Source organism: Streptomyces sp. NPDC003034 (assembly GCF_053591375.1).
This window is the reverse complement of record NZ_JBSFTS010000025.1, coordinates 88254-97768: the sequence shown is the minus strand read 5'-3', so window position 1 is coordinate 97768 and position 9515 is coordinate 88254. Positions and strand designations below refer to the sequence as shown.

General features: G+C 71.0%; 13 protein-coding genes and 1 riboswitch. Of the genes, 1 reads left to right on the top strand and 12 read right to left on the bottom strand.

Features of this window, described 5'->3' with window-relative positions; translation table 11 throughout:
- Positions 1–137: 137 nt before the first annotated feature.
- Positions 138–1379 carry a cytochrome P450 gene (locus ACWDX7_RS23125; protein WP_451490027.1) on the bottom strand — a complete coding sequence of 414 codons (1242 nt, stop codon included), beginning with the start codon at positions 1377–1379 and terminating at the stop codon, positions 138–140.
- Positions 1360–2103, bottom strand: a complete 744-nt coding sequence (locus ACWDX7_RS23120) for a tRNA-dependent cyclodipeptide synthase (protein ID WP_451490026.1) — start codon at positions 2101–2103, stop codon at positions 1360–1362. Before ACWDX7_RS23120 ends, ACWDX7_RS23125 begins: the two co-directional genes overlap by 20 nt.
- A gap of 261 nt (positions 2104–2364) precedes the next feature.
- Here ACWDX7_RS23120 and ACWDX7_RS23115 point away from each other — a divergent pair, with 261 nt between their 5' ends.
- Positions 2365–2592 carry an EF-hand domain-containing protein gene (locus tag ACWDX7_RS23115; protein ID WP_451490025.1) on the top strand — a complete coding sequence of 76 codons (228 nt, stop codon included), beginning with the start codon at positions 2365–2367 and terminating at the stop codon, positions 2590–2592.
- Between the two features lie 64 nt (positions 2593–2656).
- On the opposite strand, the gene ACWDX7_RS23110 is transcribed toward ACWDX7_RS23115, so the two are convergent.
- The 10 genes from ACWDX7_RS23110 to ACWDX7_RS23065 all read right to left on the bottom strand — a co-directional run bounded on the left by ACWDX7_RS23110 (position 2657) and on the right by ACWDX7_RS23065 (position 9337).
- Positions 2657–3223 carry a PadR family transcriptional regulator gene (locus tag ACWDX7_RS23110; RefSeq protein WP_451490024.1) on the bottom strand — a complete coding sequence of 189 codons (567 nt, stop codon included), beginning with the start codon at positions 3221–3223 and terminating at the stop codon, positions 2657–2659.
- A gap of 29 nt (positions 3224–3252) precedes the next feature.
- Positions 3253–4122 (bottom strand): energy-coupling factor ABC transporter ATP-binding protein, encoded by an 870-nt coding sequence (locus ACWDX7_RS23105; protein WP_451490023.1) that lies wholly within the window; start codon positions 4120–4122, stop codon positions 3253–3255.
- A complete protein-coding gene (cbiQ, locus tag ACWDX7_RS23100) occupies positions 4119–4868 on the bottom strand; it encodes a cobalt ECF transporter T component CbiQ (RefSeq protein ID WP_451490022.1) in 750 nt (249 codons plus the stop codon). Before cbiQ ends, ACWDX7_RS23105 begins: the two co-directional genes overlap by 4 nt.
- A gap of 4 nt (positions 4869–4872) precedes the next feature.
- A complete protein-coding gene (locus tag ACWDX7_RS23095) occupies positions 4873–5415 on the bottom strand; it encodes an energy-coupling factor ABC transporter substrate-binding protein (RefSeq protein ID WP_451490021.1) in 543 nt (180 codons plus the stop codon).
- On the bottom strand, positions 5415–6110 hold the full coding sequence (locus tag ACWDX7_RS23090) for an energy-coupling factor ABC transporter permease (RefSeq protein WP_451490020.1): 696 nt from the start codon (positions 6108–6110) through the stop codon (positions 5415–5417). Before ACWDX7_RS23090 ends, ACWDX7_RS23095 begins: the two co-directional genes overlap by 1 nt.
- A gap of 29 nt (positions 6111–6139) precedes the next feature.
- Positions 6140–6336, bottom strand: a riboswitch (cobalamin riboswitch).
- Between the two features lie 171 nt (positions 6337–6507).
- Positions 6508–7059, bottom strand: coding sequence for an AMIN-like domain-containing (lipo)protein (locus tag ACWDX7_RS23085; protein ID WP_451490019.1), 552 nt, complete (start codon positions 7057–7059; stop codon positions 6508–6510).
- 135 nt (positions 7060–7194) lie between these two features.
- Positions 7195–7602, bottom strand: a complete 408-nt coding sequence (locus tag ACWDX7_RS23080) for an SsgA family sporulation/cell division regulator (protein ID WP_451490018.1) — start codon at positions 7600–7602, stop codon at positions 7195–7197.
- Between the two features lie 164 nt (positions 7603–7766).
- Complete coding sequence (locus tag ACWDX7_RS23075) at positions 7767–8042, bottom strand: hypothetical protein (RefSeq protein WP_451751500.1); 276 nt, start codon at positions 8040–8042, stop codon at positions 7767–7769.
- A 131-nt stretch (positions 8043–8173) separates the two neighbouring features.
- Entirely contained in the window at positions 8174–8863 is a 690-nt protein-coding gene (locus ACWDX7_RS23070) for a hypothetical protein (protein WP_451490017.1), read from the bottom strand.
- A gap of 96 nt (positions 8864–8959) precedes the next feature.
- Entirely contained in the window at positions 8960–9337 is a 378-nt protein-coding gene (locus ACWDX7_RS23065) for a hypothetical protein (RefSeq protein WP_451490016.1), read from the bottom strand.
- Positions 9338–9515 lie beyond the last annotated feature (178 nt).

Below are 9515 nucleotides of genomic sequence, written 5' to 3'. Positions count from 1 at the left end.
GTAGCTCCGGTAACGCCCCGGGCCGGAGGGACTTTGACGACAGGGCCTTGACGCCTACGCTCCGCGGCCGGGCGTGACCGTGCCCCGGGAGCTCGCACAGCTCCCGGGGCACGGCCCTGTGCTCGTCCGGTGACGGGCTACCAGGCAACCGGCAGCCGCTCGGGCAGCCGCTTGATGAAGCCCGTACGCCAGACGAGGTTTTCCGCCGGCACCGCGAGCCGCAGCTCCGGCAACCGGTCGACCAGGACCTCCAGCGCGATCTCGGCATGCGCCCGGCCCAGCGCGGAAGCCGGGCAGAAGTGCCGGCCCGCGCCGAAGGCGAGATGGGCCTGGGAGCTGTCGCGCTCCAGATCCAGCTCCTGCGGGTTCGCGAAGACCTCCGGGTCGAAGTTGGCCCCCTCCAGGAGGACAAGGACGAGCTCACCCTCGCGCACCAGGACATCACCGACCTGGATGTCCGCCGTGGCGATGCGCGGCAGTCCGTCACCGACGGACAGGTTCCAGCGCAGCAGCTCCTCCACGGCCTTGCCCATGCGCTCCGGGTGGGCGCGCAGGTAGCCGATGAGCTCGGGCCTCTGGAGCAGCGCGAGGACCGCGAGCACCAGGAACGCGGACGTGGAGACCGCGCCCGCCCCGAAGAGCGAGACGGCCACGGTCGCGAACATCTCATCGGTCAGGTGCGCCGACTCCGGGTCGGCCTCCCTCAGCTCAGCGAACCTTCCGAGGAGCCCCGTACGCTCCTCGGACGGCAGCGCGAGCTGGGCCCGGAGCTGCTCGGTGAAGTAGCCGACGTCCTTGTACCAGTTCAGGGCCGAGTCGGCGAAGGGCTCGCGGGCGGTCATGAACGCGACGTCCAGCCCCGACATCAGCCGGCGCCAGTCCGTGAACGGCACGCCCAGCACCTGGCAGTGCAGAGCCGCCGAGAAGGGGTCGGCGAACCCCGCCCGGAGGTCTGCCGGGGCGCCCTCGGCGACGATCTGGTCGACGAGGGTGCCGGCCATGGTCCGCAGCGCGTCCTGGAGGCCCTTCTGGCGCGGGTTGAGCGCCTTCATCACGGCGCTGCGCAGCCCCGCGCCGTTGATGTTGCCCATGTTGTTGACGACTTCGGGCGGGATCGTCAGCGCGTACTGGCGGGGGACCGCGGCGTTCGCGGTGTCCTTCAGGCTGAAGCGCTCGTCCTCCAGGACCTGCTTGGCCAGCGCGTAACTGCTCACCAGCCAGGCCGGATCCCCGGTGAGCGTACGGACCTTGGCGACCGGAGCCTGCGCGCGCAGCCAGTCGCACTCCTGCGGAAGCACGTCGCCGCGCCGCGAGAGAGGGAAGTCGAGGAGCGGCTGCTGCACCCGGCCCTCCCGGCCCTCAAGCTGCTCGACGCTCATCGGTGATCCTCTCGGTCGGTGCGTGGTGGGGTGCGGCGGCGGCCTCGGGCCGGACGACGGCATAGGCCTGGTTCCTCGTCGCGCGCAGGCCCCCGCCCCGCGCGAAGAGGACATCGGTGAGCGGCATCTTCACGTGGTAGGCCGCCACCGAGGAGGGCACGTCGAGAATGCTCGGAGTGTCCACGAAGAACGGCAGCTCGGCCGCGATGTAATCGAAGCAGACCTGTAGCTGGCCGTCTGTGATGGATTCACCTTCCGGAACCTTGGAACCGACAAAGTGAAGAGCCATCTGCTCGCAGCTCTTGCGGAATTCATCATCTGTTTCCAGAAAATGCATCACGCGCCGGTGCAGTAGTTGGTAAACGGGGTTCGACTGGAATTCGGACAGCGCCCTCACACGGATCTCGGCATCCGGAGGGCCTGATTCCTCCACGCCTTTGAGGATCCGTCGCCGGACCGCCTTGATCTCCTTCGCGGCCCGCTTCTCCGCATGCTCGCGGGAATACCCGAACGCGGCGAACATCCGGTCCACGTGGAGGTCCGCGTAGACGAAGTCCACTTGCGCGAAGCGGGTCGTGGCCCACTGGGCGAGACTGGTGATGCGCTCGGAGCTGAAGTAGCTGTTTCCAGGACTCACTCCGATGAGCACATGATCGCCGTCTTCCCAGATATGGCGGCAGGTGCGGGTGAAGGGCAAAACTTCAAATGATGCGTCAGCTGTCATCGTCACCTATGTGATCGCCCTTGTTGCTCGCTTGTCCCTGGGAGCCCTGCGCTCCCGGTGTGGCGGCAATGTCGGTACGTTATGCCGTGATCCCGGAACGTGACAAGTAGAGGCCGGAATTATTGGCCGGAATCTATGCTTCCGCCGTACGGAAGAGTAATGGAATTTCTATCTGCCGCTCGAATGGGACCCGACGTGGAACAGGGGTGGGCAGGCCGCTACCCTGAGCCGGTCAACAAGCACCAAGAAGGGGTGGACCCAGTGGCGGACATCGACAGCGCGAAGACGACCTTCGAGCGGTTCGACAAGGACGGCGACGGCTTCGTCACCGCCGATGAGTACCGGAGCGCCATGGCCGCCATGGGCGACGCGTTCGTCACCGGCCCGGTCGCGGACGCCGTGATCGCCGCCAAGGACGTGAACGGCGACGGCCTGCTGAGCTTCGACGAGTTCTGGTCCTCCGTGAACAAGACCTCCGTGAACAAGTAGTCCCCGCCGCCCGCCCCTTGCCCCGCCCGCTGCCGGGCAAGGGCGCGGCCAAGCGGCCAAGCGGTCAAGCCCCTGGGGACACGTCCCCGACGGGGCCGGACATGTCCTCGACCTCGCTGAGCGCCTCCCGCAGCCAGTGCAGCCAGAAGGTCTCCAGGGCGATCCCGCCGTGCAGGACGAGCCGGCGCAGCCGGTCCTCCACGGCGTCGCGCTCCGGCGGGAAGTCCTTCTCCTCGATGGCCTCGTACTGCGCCAACTGCCGCCGGTGCAGCTCCAGATGCCGCCGCAGCTCCGGGCCCAGACCCTGCGGCCCCACCACCCCCGCCGCGCGGATGCGCAGCAGCAGCGGGTCGCGCATCGGCTTCGGGTCCTGGCTCTCGCCGACCCACCGGGCGAGCTCCGCGCTTCCGGCGGGCAGGACCTCGTACTCCTTCTTCTGGCCCCGTACGGGCACCTCGCTGGGCAGCGCCCGGATCAGACCGGACTCCTCCAGCCGGCCGAGCTCGCGGTAGATCTGCTGGTGCGTCGCGGACCAGAAGTACCCGATCGACTTGTCGAACCGCCGGGTCAGCTCCAGCCCCGACGAGGGCTTTTCGAGCAGGGCGGTGAGGATGGCGTGCGGGAGCGACATGCGGCCATCCTAGGTTTGCGGCGCGGCTTTCACCGGCCGCCCGCTTGCGGCCCGGCTGCGGCCGGTCCACCGTGTACCGGCCGCCAGGCGGACAGGGCCTCGGGAGTGCGGGGCCCGGGAGCCCGCGCGCCCAGCAGGCCGTGGGCCCGCAGCAGCGCCGTCACCGCCGGGGACCAGGCCTGGCGCAGACCCGCTTCGGCCAGGAGCGCGGGATCGCAGAGCAGCGTGGCGGCCGCGCCCAGGCGGATGCCCGCCGGGGTCAGGACCGCCGCGTCGTCCGCCCAGCGCACGGCCAGGTCCACGTCGTGCGTGGCCATCACCACCGTGGTCCCGGCCGAACGCAGGCCCGCCAGGACGTCGAGCAGGCGCTCCTGTCCGTCCGGGTCCAACCCGGCCGTGGGCTCGTCGAGGATCAGCACGCGCGGCGCCATCGCCACCGCCCCCGCGATCGCCGCACGCTTGCGCTGCCCGTAGGACAGGAGATGGGTCGGGCGCTCCCGCAGCGCCGTGATGTCCAGCGCGGCCAGCGCCGCGTCCACCCGGGCCCGTACCTCCCCGGCCGGCAGGCCCAGGTTCAACGGCCCGAAGGAGACGTCCTGTTCCACCGAGGCCGCGAACAGCTGGTCGTCCGGATCCTGCACGACCAGCTGCACCGCCGTCCGCAGCCGGGTCAGGCCCGCCCGGTCGTACGTCACCGCCGCGCCGTCGAGGTGCAGCGCGCCCGAGACCGGCCGCAGGCCGCCGCTCAGCAGCCGCATCAGCGTGGTCTTGCCGCTGCCGTTGCGGCCCAGCAGGACCAGGGCCCGGCCCGGCACGATTTCGAAGTCCACGCCGGACAGCACCGGCGGGCCGTCCTCGTACGCGTAGCCGGCGCCCACCAGTTCCACCAACGGAATCACGGATACAGCTCCTTCAGGGCGAGGGTGACCGCGACCAGCGAGGTCAGCAAAACGGCGGATCCGGTCAGGAACCGCCAGGACAGCGCCGCCTCGGGTACGAGCACGCGCAGCGCGCCGTCGTAGCCGCGCCCCGCCAGGCCCACTTGGAGCCGGGCCGCGCGGTCGAAGGCCCGTACGAAGGCGGTCGCCGCGAGCCCGGCCAGGGAACGCCACGCCGCCGCCCGGCCGGCGTGCCCCAGGCGGGCCGCCTGGGCGCGGCGGATCTGCGTGAGGGAGTCGAGCAGCAGGAAGCCGATCCGGTACATGACCAGGGCCACGTCCACCACCGGGGCCGGCACCCCCGCCCGCACCAGCCTGGGCAGAACGTCCGAGACCGGCGTCGTGAAGGCGAACAGCAGCACGCCGAGCGAGGCGGCCGAGGTACGCAGCAGCAGTTCACCCGCGTGCCGGGGGCCGTCGGGGGCCAGCGAGACCAGCCCGGCCGGGCCGCCCACGGCGAACAGCAGCGGCGCCGCCCCGGTGAAGCAGAAGCCGAGCGGGATCCGGAAGGCCCGCCACAGCTGCCGCCCGGCCACCCCTGCGGGCCCCAGGAGCAGGGCCAGGGTGGCCGCGGCGACCAGCGGCCCGCCGGGCCAGGGCGGCAGGCACACCGCGGTGACCGTGAGCCCCAGGCCCAGCAGGGCCTTCTCCAGAGGGTGGCGGCGACGCCAGCGACTGCCGTGCGCCGCCACGTCGATCGGGAGCACTGCCCTACGCCTCCGGCGCGGTGGGCGATGCGGGGGAGGCCCCGGGCCCCTTCGCCGCACCGGCGGGACCGACAGCGGGCGCGGTTGCCGTTGCCGGAGCGGAGGTCGGCGCTGCGGCCGAGCCGGCCAGGCCCGCGGGGGCGGCCCCGTCCGGATCCGGCGCGGACCCGGGCCCGGTCACCGGAGCGGCCGGACCGGCACCGGCCGCGGGGGCGGCCCCGTCCTGGCTCGCCAGGCCCGCGGCGGCGATGGCGGCGCCCTGCCGGCGGCCCTTGCGGATGCCGAAGTAGTACGCGAGCACGCCCGCGCCGATCGCCGCCTGAAGGGCGAACAGCGCGGACTCGATCTCCCCGGACGGGGGCTCGTAGAGAGGGGAGAACCAGGGCTCGTAATCCGGCTTCAGCTCGCTGATGGCCGCCTCCGCCTGGGCGTCCGCGCCCGCGAAGGGCTCCTCCTTGCCCTCGCCCATTCCCAGGGCGAGCGGGAGCACGGCCAACGCCGCCACCAGGAGCAGCAACAGGCTATTGATCTTCGCGTTCCTGGTCATCAGACCGCCGCCTCCGGCTTCGTCTTGCCCTGCGTGAGCTTCGCGACCCCGAGACGGACCAGGTCCGACTTGCTGGACTGCATCAGCAGCCGCATCACGAGGACGGTCAGCAGCCCCTCGCTCACCGCGAGCGGGATCTGCGTGACCGCGAAGATGCCGCCGAACTTGGCGAGCGCGCCCGCGAATCCCGTACCGGGGTCGGGGAAGGCCAGCGCCAGCTGGACGCTGGTGACGCAATAGGTGACCAGATCGGCGAAGAAGGCGCCGAAGAAGACGGTCACCATCAGCGGCAGGCCGAAACGGCGGAGCAGCCGGTAGATCCCGTAGCCCGCCCAGGGCCCGGCGACGGCCATCGAGAAGACGTTGGCGCCGAGCGTGGTCAGCCCGCCGTGCGCGAGCAGCAGCGCCTGGAAGAGGAGGGTGATCGTGCCGAGTACGGCCATGATCGGCGGCCGGAACAGGATCGCCCCGAGGCCCGTGCCGGTGGGGTGGGAGCAACTGCCCGTCACCGAGGGGATCTTCAGCGCGGACAGGACGAAGGTGAACGCGCCGGCCGCCCCGAGCAGCAGCGTGCTCTCCGGATTGGCCTTCACCTCGCGGGTGAGGGCGCGGACACCGTGGACGACGAAGGGAGCGGACGCGGCGCCCCAGGCGACCGCGTGCAAGGGGGGCAGGAACCCCTCGGCTATATGCATGAGTAGGGAGACCTCTCCAGCACCTCGTGGATGGACAACGCGCCCCGGCCGGTCTCCTGGCTCACGGGTGCTGATGCCCGGTGCTCCGCCTTCCCGGGGTCGTACGGTTTCCCGCACGGTCCCAGTGGCTTTCCCGCAGGAGTGGAGCCGGACTTCCCGATCACAGTGGCGAGGGCCGCACCGGTTTCTCACCGGTTTCCCGAACACCAAGGCCCGCTGACCCTAGTCGGCCGCGCGGACCGGTAACAAACCGACCGGCGCGCGGGTGCGGTCGCGGAGCGCGCGGGCGCCGCGCACGCCGGTGCCTGCCGTCGCCGCCGCGGCCCGCCCGCCAGGGTCGCGGCATGGCGAAGACCGGCAGGGCCGGGCGGCCACTGCCGGTCTTGGCGGGAGGTCCTCAGCAGACGTTCGGGTGCGCGATGTCCACGACGAGCCGTTCGGGCGCGTGCAGGACCATGGTGGAGTACACCGGCTTGGTGTCGAAGGCCGCGCCGAAGGTCACGTACCCCTCGAAGTCGCCGGTGAAGGCGATTCCCTTGAGCTTGCTCAGGTAGATCTTCTGCAACCGGGGGCCCTGGTAGACGCTCTCCCCCTCCTCGGTGTGGGCGGCGGCGGGATGCAGGCGGATCTCCAGGAAGTACTTTCCGGCCAGCGGGACGGGCTTGCCCGACCCGTCGTAGTACAGCTGCGAGACGGGCGTGACGGTGTACCCGGGGACGTATCCCTGCAGGTCGATGACGATCCGGTCGTACGTGCAGTGTCCGCCCCAGCGGGCATTGACGACGAGCGGGGTCTGGGTCTGGGCCTGGGCCCGAGTGGCGGTGGCGGTGGCGGCGGTGGTGGTGCCGGCGGCGGAGGCCGGTGCGGCGAGCGCGAGAGCGGCGGTGAGCAGGGCTCCCGTGGCCAGGGCCACGATCCTGCGGTGACGTAGACGACGTGGGTGGCTCATGACGTCCCCCCGATTCTCCAGAGACGGGGACAATGCTGTCACCTGTAGAGACACCCGGCGCCGGTCCGCGGTTGCACTGGCCCGCCGTGATAATGGGGGCGTGTTGTGCGGACCTCGCCGGCCGGGCGGCACGCCTCAGCGGGCCAGCAGCGCGCTCAGCTCCGCGTCGAGGTCGAAGTGCCGCCGCTCCTCGCCGCGCGGCACCAGCTCCGTGAGCCGGCGGCACAGCCCGTGCACGTCCTTGGCCCGCGCGGAGACCACGCAGTTCTCCACGCCGTTGCCGAAGGCGAGGAAGATCCGCGTCTCGGTGCCCTTGCGTCGTGGCCAGATCTGTATGTCGCCCTCGCCGCTGGCACAGGTCACCCCGTCGAGCAGGAGGTCGCGCGAGAACACCCAGTGGGCCAGATGCATCCCGGCCCCCCGCAGGTCGAGGGAGACCTCGTAGGGGCGGTCGGAGCGGTAGGTGAAGGCTCCGCGGATCGGGATGTCGGCGGCTATGTCCTCCAACCGGAGCGGAAGGATGCGGTGTTCGGTAACGGCCACGGGTGTACCTCTCTCTCGGCGTGGGGTTTCCGCCCGCCCCTCGGGCCGGCCCACCCACGCCCCGCCCCTACCCCACCGCCGAGATTCCTCCCGCCGGACCGCCGCCCGGCCCGCGTGCGATGGAGCACCTGGCCCTGGTATCGCGACCGCGTAGTTGCACATCATCAGAATGCCGGCCCGTCCGTCACCGTCAGTGTGACCGGCAATCGGTGCACCGCTGTTTGTCGGCGTCGTAGCCCCGGTCGGCGTACGGACGCCGCGGCTTGTGCGGGGGCGTCCCCGCAGTCCCGCATCGGCGGGACGGGGTCCAGCAGCGGCGGGAGCTGGGTGACGTCGTGCCGGTTGCCGCCGGTGAGCGTGATGGCGAGCGGGGTCTCTGTGGGGACATCGCGCCACGCGACACCGGTCCGCAGCACGTACATGACGCCGGCGCGTGCCACTCGGTCGGGAACGCGCAGCCGCCCCGGGTGGCGACGGCGCCGTTCGGGAGTGGGCGGCAATAAGGACCGGCATGGCGGCCGGCGGGCGCGCACCTCGCCCCACGTCGCCCCGACCGCTCCGGAAGTCGCGCTCAGATCCGGAAGATCGCTCGCGCGCCGTATGTCACGCCGGCCGCCAGCACCGTCAGGGCACCCCAATAGACCACGGGCGACCACATCAGGACGTCGGGGCCGATCATGAGGATCGTGATGCTCACCATGAGCCAGCCGAAACCCATGGGCAGGAGGGTGATCAGCCGGCCGCTCGCGAGTGCCCAGGCGGCGACGCCGAGAGCGAGCCATGCCAGTGTCATCGAGGACCCCATGTCCGTCTGGGACGCCGGTGCGTACGTGCGGGAGTGTCCGAGCACCTCCAGGCCGACCACCTGGTCCTTCCATAACCGCAGTTGGGCTCGCTCCCCCGTCCTGGCCTCCGCGTACGCCTCCGCGCCGACCTCCAGCCACTGCGACCTTCCGGGCCACGCGACCTTCAGGGCGTAGGTCGTGGTGCAGCTCTCGCCACCGGTCGCGCCCGTGCTCGTACCGTTCGACGTGCAGCGCTCGCCGGTGTCCCGGTCGCGAACCTCGCCCATCCGAACCTGTACGCAGCCCTCGCCCTCGCACACGGGTGCCTGCCGGTAGACGTCGGTCGCCCGGTAACCGTCCACGATCGCCTGGGCGGAGAGGAGACCACCGAGCGCCGCGGCCAGGACGACCAGTCCCAGCAACCAGTAAGGCAGCCGCTGCTCGTACCAACTCTCCCTGTAACCGGTCCCCTTCACCCTGTGCTGATACCCGGCGACCACACCCCGCATACGGGAACCAGACGAATGGCCGCAGACCCGGCGCGGCCGCTCACCACCATCGGCCCGTGCCAGTCACTTTCCGTCGGTGATGTAGTAGTCGTTCTTGAGGTACTCCAGGGTGTAGCTGCCCAAGTCCTCGTCGGAGAAGGTGGCGGAGGACCGGACCGCTTCGAGCGGCATTTCGATCTTGTCGAGGGTGCGCACGCTGACGCGTTGCGGATCTACCGTCGCGGTCTGCAGGGCCTTCTTCTGCTCGGGTGAGATCATCTGGAACACGATCACGTACGTCGACGTGCACGGACCGAAACCCTGCTCCTCCGCCTTCTTCGCGCCGGGCCCGGCCACTTCGCAGACCGTGCCGATGTCCTCACGCCCGAGGCCGTGGAGGTACTGCTCGTACCGCTGGATCGCGCGCTCCTTCGTCTTGGGCGCGGGCTGGTCACCGCTCACAGTGGCCGACGGCTTCTCGGTTCCGGCGGACGCGGACGGCGTGCCCGACGGCGCTTTCGCCGATGTGGACGCGGACGGCTGGGAAGGCTTCGCGTCAGCGTTGTCCTTCGCTTTCTCCGGACCGCACCCGCACGCCACCAGCGCCACGCATCCCGAAACCGCCAGGCTCACGATCGTG